Annotated in this window: 8 protein-coding genes; 6 read left to right on the plus strand and 2 right to left on the minus strand. The window is 64.2% G+C overall.

What is annotated here, in order from left to right; genetic code table 11:
- Nucleotides 1–129: 129 nt before the first annotated feature.
- The 5 genes from ACN9MX_RS02830 to ligA all read left to right on the plus strand — a co-directional run bounded on the left by ACN9MX_RS02830 (nucleotide 130) and on the right by ligA (nucleotide 7,794).
- On the plus strand, nucleotides 130–1,143 hold the full coding sequence (locus tag ACN9MX_RS02830; RefSeq protein ID WP_363753955.1) for a sensor histidine kinase: 1,014 nt from the start codon (nucleotides 130–132) through the stop codon (nucleotides 1,141–1,143).
- Nucleotides 1,144–1,202: 59 nt separating this feature from the next.
- The gene (locus tag ACN9MX_RS02835) at nucleotides 1,203–1,988 is read left to right on the plus strand and encodes an outer membrane protein assembly factor BamD (protein WP_133651988.1); all 786 of its coding nucleotides are present in this window, start codon (nucleotides 1,203–1,205) and stop codon (nucleotides 1,986–1,988) included.
- Between the two features lie 171 nt (nucleotides 1,989–2,159).
- Nucleotides 2,160–3,824, plus strand: coding sequence for a DNA repair protein RecN (recN, locus tag ACN9MX_RS02840; protein ID WP_363825348.1), 1,665 nt, complete (start codon nucleotides 2,160–2,162; stop codon nucleotides 3,822–3,824).
- Between the two features lie 224 nt (nucleotides 3,825–4,048).
- Nucleotides 4,049–5,044, plus strand: coding sequence for a dihydrodipicolinate synthase family protein (locus ACN9MX_RS02845; protein WP_363753961.1), 996 nt, complete (start codon nucleotides 4,049–4,051; stop codon nucleotides 5,042–5,044).
- A 614-nt stretch (nucleotides 5,045–5,658) separates the two neighbouring features.
- Complete coding sequence (ligA, locus tag ACN9MX_RS02850) at nucleotides 5,659–7,794, plus strand: NAD-dependent DNA ligase LigA (RefSeq protein WP_363825351.1); 2,136 nt, start codon at nucleotides 5,659–5,661, stop codon at nucleotides 7,792–7,794.
- Between the two features lie 89 nt (nucleotides 7,795–7,883).
- On the opposite strand, the gene yghU is transcribed toward ligA, so the two are convergent.
- Together yghU and ACN9MX_RS02860 are read right to left on the minus strand one after the other, a co-directional pair.
- Nucleotides 7,884–8,750, minus strand: coding sequence for a glutathione-dependent disulfide-bond oxidoreductase (gene yghU / locus ACN9MX_RS02855; RefSeq protein ID WP_363735151.1), 867 nt, complete (start codon nucleotides 8,748–8,750; stop codon nucleotides 7,884–7,886).
- Between the two features lie 152 nt (nucleotides 8,751–8,902).
- The gene (locus ACN9MX_RS02860) at nucleotides 8,903–11,890 is read right to left on the minus strand and encodes a TonB-dependent receptor plug domain-containing protein (RefSeq protein ID WP_363735149.1); all 2,988 of its coding nucleotides are present in this window, start codon (nucleotides 11,888–11,890) and stop codon (nucleotides 8,903–8,905) included.
- Nucleotides 11,891–12,356: 466 nt separating this feature from the next.
- Here ACN9MX_RS02860 and groES point away from each other — a divergent pair, with 466 nt between their 5' ends.
- Complete coding sequence (groES, locus tag ACN9MX_RS02865) at nucleotides 12,357–12,644, plus strand: co-chaperone GroES (protein WP_363735148.1); 288 nt, start codon at nucleotides 12,357–12,359, stop codon at nucleotides 12,642–12,644.
- Nucleotides 12,645–12,714 lie beyond the last annotated feature (70 nt).

A 12,714-nucleotide genomic window follows, 5' to 3' on the forward strand; every position in this document is an offset into this window, starting at 1 on the left:
GGCCCGATAATACAGGAAGGGCGCCCGGTCATCCGGGCGCCCTTTTTGATGAATTTGAATGCTTTTCTGATCTCCAATTGGCCTGGGCGGAAGTTGTGATAGGGTAACGATCAAGCTGTGGGGGGATTTATGCAGCGCAGGAACGAACGATTCGTGGAGCGCCTGCCGCTGGCCCTGCGTCGACCCTGGCATGCCTATCTGCTGGCGACCGTTTTCTGCCTGATCGCCCTCGCCATTCGCGCCGTCGCCGAAATCGCCATGCCGGTGGGCTATCCCTTCGTCTCCTTCTTTCCCGTCGTGATCCTGACCTCCTTCCTGTTCGGGGTGCGGCCGGGCATCTATGCGGGCGTGTTGTGCGGCCTCTTGTCCTGGTATTTCTTCATTCCGCCACGCATGACGTTCGACTTCCATCCAGGCGTGCTGCTGGCGCTCGCCTTCTACGGCATCGTCGTGATCATCGACATCGCGCTGATCCATCTCTTGCAGAAGGCGAACTTCAAACTGGCGTTGGAGCGGGAACGCAGCCGCGCCCTGGCGGAAAATCGCGAATTGCTGTTCCACGAATTGCAGCACCGCGTGTCCAACAATCTTCAGGTCGTCGCGGCCATGCTTTCGCTCCAGCGACGCCATGTCGACCATGACCTGGCCCGCCGGGCGCTGGACGACGCTTCGGCCCGGCTCGCGCTGGTCGGCCGGATCAGCCGGGAGCTCTACAATCCATCGGGGGAGGGGCAGGACGTCCGCGCCTTCCTGACGACATTGACCGCCGATGTGCTGGCGGCCAGCGGTCGCGACGACATCGCTCTCACCGTCGATGCGCCCGATGCGCTGACCCTGCAACCCGACATCGCCGTGTCGATGGCGCTGATCGTGACCGAAGCGGTCAACAACGCCATCGAACATGGCCTGCCGCATCGGGGCGGCAGCATCCACGTCAGCCTGAACGTCAGCGACGGCACGATAATCCTTGACGTCACCGACGATGGAAGGGGCCTGCCCGCCGATTTCGATCCCGGCTTCAGCCAGAGTCTGGGCCTGCGGATTTCCAATGCACTGGCCTTGCAACTGAACGGCCGCTTCTCCCTGATGCCCTCGGTAAAGGGCGGCGCGATAGCACGGCTTGACCTGCCTGCCCGCGCATAGCGACCGACATGCACATTCTGCCGCTTGGCGAGGCGCATTCGCTCCGCTATGACCCGGCCATGCTGACGAAAACCATGACGCGCATCGGCGCGGCTACCGCACCGCTTCTGCTTGCCGCCCTGCTCTCGGGCTGCGCGACGTCGAAGAACAAATCCGACACGCAATATGTCGCCCGCGACGTGTCGACGCTCTACAATGCGGGCAAATACCGCCTGGATCGCGGCCAGTACAAGCTTGCCGCCGCGCTCTTCGACGAAGTGGAGCGCCAGCATCCCTATTCGCCCTGGGCCCGCCGCGCGCAGCTCATGTCCGCGTTCAGCTATTACATGAATCAGGATTATCCGGAATCGATCGGCGCGGCGCAGCGCTTCCTGTCGATCCACACCGGCAACAAGGACGCACCCTACGCCTATTATCTGATCGCGCTCTGCTATTATGAACAGATTGCCGACGTCACCCGCGACCAGAAGATCACGCAACAGGCTCTGGACGCGCTGGGCGAACTGATCCGCCGCTATCCCGACACGCGCTACGCCGCCGATGCCCGGCTGAAGCTCGACCTCGTCAACGATCACCTCGCCGGCAAGGAGATGGAGATCGGCCGTTTCTACCAGCGTCGTGGTCAGTGGCTGGCGGCGACTCTGCGCTTCCGCACGGTCATCGACAAATATCAGACGACCACGCACACGCCGGAGGCGCTGGAGCGCCTGGTGGAAAGCTATCTCTCGCTCGGCATCCCCGCCGAAGCGCAGAAGGCCGCTGCGGTGCTGGGCCGGAACTATCCGGGTTCGAAATGGTATGAGCGCAGCTTCAAGCTGATGCGCGAACATCCGAACAAGGCCTGACCTGTCCTGTTCCCCCTCCCGCAGGCGGGCGGGGTCGAACGGCATCACGCGCCTCTGTTCAGGGGAGGATCGCGAGCGAAGCGAGCGTTCCCTCCTGCCCAATTCAGCGCCGCTGGCGCGGTGCACCCACCCCGGCCCCTCCCGCCTGCGGGAGGGGGGAGTCGCTCGCCCTTGCTGACTGCCCTGTCCATCCGCAACGTCGTGCTGATAGAGGCGCTGGACCTGGATTTCGGGTCGGGCCTAGGCGTGCTGACCGGTGAGACGGGTGCGGGCAAGTCGATCCTGCTCGATTCGCTGGGCCTCGCACTGGGCGCCCGCGCCGACAGCGGCCTTGTCCGCAGCGGGGAGGCGCAGGCCAGCGTCACCGCCACCTTCGACGCGCCTCCCGCCGATCATCGCGCGACGGACCTGCTGGCCGACAATGGCATAGACGTGGAACCCGGCGAACCGCTCATCATCCGTCGCATGGTAAAGGCCGATGGCGGCAGCCGCGCCTTCGTCAACGATCAGCCCTGCTCGGCGGCGCTGCTGCGCGACCTTGGCAGCGCGCTGGTCGAAATCCACGGCCAGCATGACGATCGCGGCCTGCTCAACCCGCGCGGGCACCGCTCGTTGCTCGACGCCTATGGCCGCTGCGACACGGGCGCGGCGGCGCAGGCCTATCATGCATGGCGCGCCGCCGCCGACCGCCTTGCGGAAAGCCGCGCCAGCGTGGAGACCGCCGCCCGCGACCGCGATTATCTGAGCCATGCGGTGGACGAACTCACCCGCTTCGCCCCCGAACCCGGCGAGGAAGCGACGCTGGCGGAGGAACGCGCCACCATGCAGAAGGGCGCGCGCCTTTCCGACGATCTTTCCGCCGTCACTCAATGCTTCACCGGCTCCGATGGCGGCCTTGCCCAGTTGCGGCAGGCCGCCCGCCGCCTCGACCGCATCGCCGGCGAATATGAACCGCTGGCCGAGGTTCTCGCCGCCCTCGACCGCGCCGTGATCGAGGCGAGCGAGGCGGAGGATCGCCTCAATGAAGCCGCCGAAGCGCTCAGCTTCGACCCCGCCCGACTCGACGCCATCGAAACCCGCCTGTTCGACCTGCGCGGCCTCGCCCGCAAGCATCATATCCAGCCCGACGATCTCTCCGCACTGCGCGACGACATGGCGGCGAAACTGGCCGCGATCGAAGGCGGGGAGGAACATCTCGCCGCCCTGGAGGCCGAGGTGAAGGCACGCGCCGCCGCCTATTGCGCCGCCGCCCAGGCCCTTTCCGCCGAACGCCAGATGGCGGCCGGCAAGCTCGACGCCGCCGTCGCCGCCGAACTCGCCCCGCTGAAACTGGACGCCGCCCGCTTCCGCACCGTCGTCGCGCCGCAGGAGGAAGGGCAATGGGGCGCCCATGGCATGGACCGGGTGGAATTCGAAATCTCCACCAATCCCGGCGCGCCCTTCGCCCCGCTGGTCAAGATCGCGAGCGGCGGCGAACTGTCCCGCTTCATCCTCGCGCTCAAGGTCGCCCTGGCACAGCAGGGCGGCGCGGACACGCTGATCTTCGACGAGATCGACCGCGGGGTAGGGGGCGCCGTCGCCTCCGCCATCGGTGAACGCCTCGCCCGTCTGTCGCAGACCAACCAGATCCTCGTCGTCACCCACAGCCCGCAGGTCGCGGCACGGGGGCAGGACCATATGCTGATCGCAAAATCCAGCGACGGCACCGTAACGCGAACCGGCGTCCATGCGCTGAGCGACGGCGAACGCCGCGAGGAAATCGCCCGCATGCTGTCCGGCGCGGAGATCACGGCAGAAGCGCGGGCACAGGCGGAACGGCTGCTCGAAAAGCTGTAACGCGCCCGTCCATCCAGAAATAGCACCCGCATTGGTCCCCTTCGCGTCAAACGGAGACAATGGCGATTGTTCTGACAGCATTACCCGCGTTAGAGCGGGTTTCGATCTGATTGAATCAGATTGCCACTCTGGCTTCCTTGATTGCCGCGATTTTTTATCAGCGATCGGTTCCGATCGCTTGGAAGTCGCTTTAGTGCCTCGGATGCCCCTTCAAGGAGAAGATAATGTCCGCCCCGAAACTCAGGATCGAATCTGCTGGAATCAATGGCCTGTGGCCGATGTTGCCCACGCCGTCGAAGGAAGGCGCTTCGGACTGGCGTAGCCGCGATACTGTCGATCTCGACGAAACGGCGCGAATGGTTGAGGCATTGATCGAGGCGGGAGTCGATGGGCTTTTGAGCCTGGGCACCTATGGTGAGTGCCATAGCCTGACCTGGGATGAAAAGCTGGCCTTCGTCGGCTGCGTCATGGAGACCATTGGCGGACGCATCCCGTTTTTCGCTGGTACGACAGCCCCCAATACCCGTGAGGTCATTGCCCAGACCCGGGCGATGCACGAGCTTGGCGTTTCGGGGACGATGCTGGGCGTGCCGATGTGGTGCAAGAACGATGTCGCGACAGCCGTTCAATTCTATAATGATGTCAGCGAAGCCTGCCCCGACACGGCGATCATGATCTATGCCAACAGCGAGGCATTCAAGTTCGAATTCCCCCGTCCGTTCTGGGCCCAGGTCGGCAAGCTGCCGCAGGTCGTTGCTTGCAAATATCTCGGAATCGGTTTGTTGGCGGCCGACCTCAACCTTGCTCCCGATATCCGCTTCCTGACGCACGAGGCGGACTATTATGCCGCCTCGCGTATTGCTCCGGACAGGATGACTGCGTTCTGGTCAAGCAGCGCGCTGTGCGGGCCACGGCCGGCGCTGGCGTTGCGCGACGCGGTGGCCAAGGCCAAAGTCAGCGGCGACTGGAGCAATGCCAAGGCGATCGCCGACCGTTTCCAGCAATGCGAACAGGGCCTGTTCCCGCGTGGTGAGTTCACGGAATTTTCGAAGTTCGCCGTGGGGCTCGAAAGGGGGCGGATGAACGCGGCCGGTTGGGTGCGGATTGGCGACCCTCGTCCGCCATACCATCTCGTCCCCGCGGAATATCTGGAAGGCGCCAGTCGCTCGGGACGAGCCTATGCGGCATATCATGCCGAACTCCAGCAATCAGGCCTCTGATATCGAGCGGGGCAAGTCAAATGGATGGGGGTTCGGCGCTCCCTTGAGACCGGACATATGAACGCACCATTCGCGATCAGAACCACGCCCGGCCAAAAGACTTGCCCCAGGGGGCCGTCCACAAATGTAGCCTCCCGACTGACCGGCTTTCGCGAACCCCGCCGCACGACGAGCACCCTCGCAACGGCAACTCTCGACCAGAAATTGACTAACGCTGCCGCTATTGCGGCTTCCAATTGCGGACGCTGGAATGTCAGGGCATACCCTCCAAATGCGACGCTCCAGACCCGACCGCTACGACTATGGCTTCACCATTATAGGAGTGCTTTGCACATACGCATTCTTGGTTTTTGCCAAAGAGCGCGGATGGTCATGGTCGCTTTCGATAGTGATGCTAGTCACCGTATCGATACCAATGGGCATTGGGCTTGGATGGCTAAAACACCGGCTACAGACGCGGAAGCGGACTTTCCGCTAACCACCCCTTTCCGCAAACGCTGTCGTGCTCCTTCAGCGGGTCCACTCTCACCCATCACCACCACAATGCCCGCTCTCCCCTGCCACCCCCGAATATCCGCTACCCGCGCGCAAAGGCCGACGCTAAAGACGTGTCCATGACCGACCCCGCGCAAATGACAGAAGCCGAAGCCGCCAACCGCCTGATGCGCCTTGCGCGGGAGATTGCGCGCCACAACCGGCTCTATCACGACCAGGACGCACCGGAGATCACGGACGCCGCCTATGACGCCCTGATCCGCGAGAACAACGCGCTGGAAGCCGCCTTCCCGCATCTCGTCCGCAGCGATTCCCCCAATGCCCTGGTCGGCGCCGCCTCGACCTCCGCCCTCCGGAAGGTCCAGCACGCCGTCCGCATGATGAGCCTCGACAACGGCTTTTCCGATGAGGACATTGCCGAGTTCGTCGCCCGCGTCCGCCGCTTCCTCGCGCTGCCGGAGGACGCCGCCGTGGCGCTCACCGCCGAACCGAAGATCGACGGCCTGTCCTGCTCGCTGCGCTATGAAAAGGGCGAACTGGTCCTCGCCGCCACGCGAGGCGACGGCACGACCGGGGAGGATGTCACCGCCAATGTCCGCACCATCGCCGACATTCCCCAGACGCTCGCCGGCCCCGGCATCCCCGACCTGTTCGAGGTGCGGGGCGAGGTCTATATGGCGAAGGCCGATTTCGTCGCGCTCAACGCCCGCCTTCTCGCCGAAGCCGAAGACCCTGAAAAGGCCCGCCAGTTCGCCAACCCCCGCAACGCCGCCGCCGGCTCGCTGCGTCAGAAGGACGCCGCGGTCACTGCCATCCGCCCGCTGCGCTTCCTCGCCCATGGCTGGGGCGAGGTCAGCGCCGTCCCCGCGGAGACCCAGCTTGGCGTCATGCAGGCGATCGCAAGCTGGGGCCTGCCCGTGTCCGACCGCCTGGCCTGCGTCGACACGCTGGAGGCGCTCATCGCCCATTATCGCGCCATCGAAGCCGCGCGCGCCGACCTGCCCTTCGACATTGATGGCGTGGTCTACAAGGTCGACCGCCTCGACTGGCAGCAGCGCCTGGGCTTCGTCGCGAAGGCCCCGCGCTGGGCGATCGCTCATAAATTCCCCGCCGAACGCGCCCAGACGACGCTGGAGGCCATCGACATACAGGTCGGACGCACCGGCAAGCTGACCCCCGTGGGTCGCCTCACTCCCGTCACCGTCGGCGGCGTCGTCGTCTCCAACGTCACCCTGCACAATGCCGACGAGATCGCGCGGCTGGGCGTCCGCCCCGGCGATCGCGTTATCGTCCAGCGCGCCGGCGACGTCATCCCGCAGGTGGTGGACAACCTCACGCGGGACGAACCGCGCGCGCCCTTCGCCTTTCCCGACCACTGCCCCGTCTGTCAGTCGGAGGCCGTGCGGGAGGAAGGGGAGGTCGACATACGCTGCACCGGCGGCCTCATCTGCCCGGCGCAACGGTTCGAACGCCTGCGCCATTTCGTCAGTCGCGCCGCGCTGGATATCGAGGGGCTGGGCGAAAAGAGCATCGAGGAATTTCTCGACCTCGGCTGGATCGCGGAACCGGCCGACATCTTCCGCCTGAAATCACGCCGGGCCGACCTGCTGGGCCGGGAGGGGTGGAAGGAAAAGTCCGTCGACAATCTCCTCGCCGCGATAGAGGCAAAGCGCCAGCCCGACGCCGCGCGCCTGCTCTTTGGCCTCGGCATCCGGCATGTCGGAGCGGTCACTGCCCGCGACCTGCTCAAGCGCTATACCACGCTGGAGGGGATCCGCGCGCTCGCTGTCGGGATCATCGCGCTGCGCGATGCCGCCGCCCTTGCGGAGGGGGAGGAGGAATCCCGCTTCCGCAACCGTCTGGACAAGGCGATTGCGGAACATATCGGCGTCGAGAATGTGGGATCGGCGGTCGGCCACGCCTTGGCCGATTTCTTCCACGAACCGCATAATGTCGACGTCTGGAACGACCTGCTGAACGAAGTCTCCCCGCCCGACTATGTGGTCGAAACCACGGCCAGCGCCGTCACGGGCAAGACGGTGGTGTTCACCGGCAAGCTCGAAACCATGAGCCGCGACGAGGCCAAGGCGCAGGCCGAAAGGCTGGGCGCCAAGGCGGCCGGCTCGGTCAGCGCCAAGACCGACCTTGTGGTCGCGGGCCCTGGCGCCGGATCGAAGCTCAAGCAGGCGGCGGCGCTGGGCATCGACGTCATCGATGAAGCCGCCTGGGCAGAAATCGTCAAGGCCGCCGGCTAGACAGGCACTCGAAATTCCCCGTCAGGGGAGGGGACTGAAGGGCGGGGCGGCGCCCCGGCCGTGCCGGACCCGCCCCTCCGACGGGAGTCTCAGTCCGCCGGCTCCAGCTTGTCCTGCGTCCGCGTCTCGAAATCGCCGGCGTCATGCCGCTCCCGAAGCTGTCCCTCCAGCGGCCCGTTCGCCTTGTTGACCATGCGTCCGCGCGCAACTGCGGGCCGCGCATCGATCTGCCGCGCCCAGCGCAGCACATTGGTGTAGCTCTGCGCGTCGAGAAATTCCGCCGCATCATAGGCGCGGCCCAGCACGACCCCGCCATACCAGGGCCAGATCGCGATATCGGCAATGCTATATTCGTCGCCCGCGACATATTCATGCTCGGCCAGTTGCCGGTCGAGCACGTCCAGCTGCCGCTTCACTTCCATCGCATAGCGGTTGATCGGATATTCGAACTTCTCCGGCGCATAGGCGAAGAAATGCCCAAATCCGCCGCCCAGCAGCGGTGCGCTGCCCATCTGCCAGAACAGCCAGTTGAGCGTCTCGGTCCGCTTCGCCGGATCGGTCGGCAGGAAAGCGCCGAATTTCTCGGCCAGATAGACCAGGATCGACCCGGACTCGAACACCCGCCGCGGCGGCGAGACGCTGTGGTCCATCAATGCCGGGATCTTGCTGTTGGGATTGACCGACACGAATCCGCTGCCGAACTGGTCGCCTTCACTGATGCGGATCAGCCAGGCGTCATATTCGGCATCCTTGCCCGCCGCCAGCAGCTCTTCCAGCATGATCGTCACCTTCTGGCCGTTGGGCGTGGCGAGCGAATAGAGCTGGAACGGGTGCTTGCCGACCGGCAGTTCCTTGTCATGGGTCGGACCCGCGATCGGCCGGTTGGTGCTGGCGAAGGCGCCGCCATTCTCCTTGTCCCAGGTCCAGACGCGCGGTGGTATATAGTCTTGGCTCATGCAGGCGTGCTCCGCTGATTGGCAATGGCCCTGCAGGTAGGGAGCAGAAGGGTAGGCCGCAAGCGCGGCCCGCCCATATTTACCTTTCTCGATCTGCAAAAAGGGCGGCCCAAGGGAGACCGCCCTTTCCGTTCCTTTCCCCTTGCCGAGGATCAGAACTTGAAGTTCGCCCCGACGCGGTAGGTGCGACCGATCAGGCCCGGCAAGTGCCACGAGGCCAGATAGTTGGGCTGAGTCGTATAGAGCGTGTTCGCATAAAGCGGCGCCCCGGCATTGGTGAAGTTGCCGATGAAGCCAAAGAAGCTGAAATTCTCGTTCACCTCCACCGTGGCGTTCAGATCGGCATAGACGAAGGTCTTGATCTTGCAGAAAGCGGGTCCGCCACCGTAGAGCGTGGCAGCGCACGATGTGTCCAGATTGCCCTGGTCCGTCGCGACGCCCTTCATGCTGCCCACATAATAGGTCGTCGCGGTCAGCGAGACCTTGCCGACTGTCAGCGTGTTCTGCCAGTTGCCGCGCCACTTCGGCGTGCCGCCGCCCGACGAGAGATCCGCCGGGCCGACCGTGCCCGCGAAGCGCTGCACCGCGCCGCTGGCGAGGTGGCGGTTGAACTTCAGCGTCGTCTGCAGGTCCAGACGGCTCTGGAACTGGACGTTGTCGTTGATATTGAACTGCGCGTCGGCGCCGAATTGCAGACCCGTGGTGACGTCGAAGTTCGAGTTCACATAAGGCGCATTGACCACCAGCAGGCGCGGCAGGGCGTTGAGCGCGAAGGGATCGGCACCGTCGATGACGTTGCACGAATAGCCCGCGCCGACCGCAGCGACCGCGGCGCACCCGGCCGCCGAAGCCGCCGCCGCCGAGGCGAAGGTCTGGCCCGCGACCGAGTAATAGGCATTGATCGCGTCACCCGCCAACGGCCCGGCCGTGACCAGCCCCTTCTTCTTCACGTGGAAATAGTCGACGGTGAAGCTGATCCTGTTGGTCGGCTGGAACACCGCGCCCAGCGTGTAGCTGGTCGAGGTTTCCGGCTTGATATCGGGGTTGCCGACGAAGCCGCGACCGACCGAATAGGGAGCGAAGTAGGCTGCATTCTGGCTATGATCGGCGCGGAACGCCGCATTTGGCGTGTAGCCGACAAAGCCCGAAAAGGAACTGCGCGGATCGCTTTCGGCGAAGGTCGGGGCGCGGAAGCCCTCCGAATAGGTGCCGCGCAGCGAGATCTGCTTGATCGGGGTGAACTTCGCGCCGAACTTGGGCGAGAAGTGGCTGAAGCCTTCCGAATAATGGTCGTAGCGGCCCGACGCGTTCACTTCGAGCGAGTCGAGGATCGGCGCGTCGATTTCGAAATAGCCGGCCCAGACGTCACGGTTGCCAAAGGCCTGCGCGGTCGAAAGGCCAGGAACGTCGAGATTCGGGTTGGCGCTCCGGTTGGTCAGCTTCTCTTTGCGATACTGACCGCCCACGGCGACCTGCAGGTCACCGCCCGGCAGGGTGAACAGGCTGCGGCTGAGCGAGCCATCGACGGTGAATTCGCTCGAATTGGAGAGCGAGGTGATCGGCGGAAGCACGGAATCACGGACGGCCTGCGAATTCAGGGCTGGATTGACGAAGTTGTACGATCCGGTGTTGATCGCCTGCGTGAGACCGGCGAGATTGGCCCAGCCCGTCTGGACCAGCTTCAGGTCGTCGCGCGAATAGCCCGCTTCCAGATTCCATTTCCAGCTGTCGCCGAACGTGCCGTTGAGGCCGCTGGTGATGCGATACAACTCGTTGGTGCGGACAGAACCCGACTTCACGTCGCCGAACAGATAATAGATGCGCGCCGCGCCGGCTGCGGGATTGTTGGCATAGGCGGCGGCATAGGGATTGTTGGGGTTCAGCGTGCGGCCCGGCGTCGCGGGATCGGCGCAGTTGACGCCCGACGGACAGATCCACACGGGCAGCACGATGCCGGGGTTCGACGTCGAGGTCGATGGCGAGCCGCCAAACGCCTGGTTCTGCCGGATGCCGCGCGGCAGCAGGGTGATGTCGACCTTGTTGTGCGAATAGCTGCCCGCGACATAGCCCTCGATATTGTCGCTCAGTCGGAAGCTGAAGCGGGCGACGGCAGCATAGCGTTCCTGCTTGGGCAGTATCTGGACATATTCGCGGGTCAGGTCGTGCGCGCAGGCGGTGCCGACGCGCGATGTCGTATTCTCCGAGAAGGTGCCGTAGGGGCAGTTCGCGAGCGGCGTCAGCGAGGTGAAGATCGCCGGCGACGTGGCGTTTGCGACGCTGCCCGCCAGCGGATTGTTGAGATCGGTCTGGGTGACGCGCGTGACGACGGCGTTGGTCGTCGGGCTGGTCAGCGTGTCGTCGGCGCGGTTGTTGTCGATGCCGCCGATGGCGCGCAGGTCCTGCGTGTTGAAGGGGAAGCCGCGCGAGTTGGCCGTGACCTTTCCGCCCTTCTCATATTCGCCGCCGACATAGAGGTTCCAGCCCTGGCTGTCATAGTCGCCATAGCCGGCGAGCAGGCTCAGCCGGTATTTCTGGCCGTCGCCCTCCTGGCTGACGCCGGACTCGGCGCTGCCTTCGATCCCATTGAACTGCTTGCGCGTGATGATGTTCACCACACCGCCGATCGCATCGGCGCCGTAAGTCGACGATGCGCCATCCTTCAGCACTTCGACCCGCTGGACGTTGACCTGCGGGATGCTGGCAAGGTCGGCATAGCTGTTGTGGCCGTCATCGCTGAGCGGGAAGTTGGCGGAACGAAGGCCATCGACCAGCAACAGCGTCGACGAGACGCCCAAATTGCGCAGCGAAACGGCGGAGCCGCCGGCGGAGAAGCCGCTGGTGAAGCCGATGCCGATCGAGCCGGCGCCATCGGCCGAAGCCTGGCGGATCGCGTCGGCCATGTTGGTAACGCCCGCGCGCTTGAGCGTTTCGGCGGTGATCACACTGACAGGGGAGGGTGTTTCCGCATTTGCGCGGCTCAGCAGCGACCCGGTGACGACGATGGTTGCGCCTTCCTCGTCTGGGGTCGCGGTCTGCGGTGACGACTGGGCCAAAGCGGGCACTGTCCCGATGGTGCCGATGGCAAAGGCGGAAATGGCGACCCCATGGCGCAGCCCGGCGAACGTCTTCTTGATGGACATGAAAATACCCCTGTTGCGCGCGCGCCGGCTATGCGTGCCGGTCGTCGCGCGACCCCTGCTTTACGCCATATGGACTATGGCTGCGGGAAAGGGTGCCTTCCTGTTTTATTATCGTAAAGTAATAATCTCTGGCCGACTTCAATCACTTGTCGCATTTTCTGCACGTTGAGGCATATCTGCAACAGTTTCCGGCATCCGAGGGGACGGGGCTGTGCTATGGGCGGCGTCCGTGTTTATTTGCCTGAAGAGGATGGCGACCGGCGGCGATGCCATGCAGGGAAAATCTTCGCGGAAAAATTCCTTGTCCCCCCTTGATCTCCGATCCAGCCTGTCCATATGCAACGGCGCTGGCACTCCCTGAAGAGGAGTGCTAACAGACACGGGTTCATCGGGGAGAAGGAACCGGATTCGCGCAGCGATTCCATCCGATCCCCTTCAACGTCGTAAAGAGGGAAAGGCACTCAACATGGCATTTCGTCCGTTGCATGACCGCGTTCTCGTTCGCCGCGTAGAGGCGGAAGAGAAGACTGCCGGCGGCATCATCATCCCCGACACCGCCAAGGAAAAGCCGCAGGAAGGCGAAATCGTCGCCGTCGGCATCGGCAGCAAGTCGGAAGATGGCAAGGTCACCCCGCTGGACGTCAAGGCCGGCGACCGCATCCTGTTCGGCAAATGGTCGGGCACCGAGGTCAAGGTCGATGGCGAAGACCTGCTGATCATGAAGGAATCGGACATTCTGGGCATCGTCGCGTAAAGCGGCGAACCGGACTGACATTCCAGTTTTTGGCGGATTTTCGTGCCTGTAACGGTGTGAACTTCGCAAG

This window comes from Sphingobium sp. R-21, from assembly GCF_049913335.1.
Taxonomy (GTDB): domain Bacteria; phylum Pseudomonadota; class Alphaproteobacteria; order Sphingomonadales; family Sphingomonadaceae; genus Sphingobium.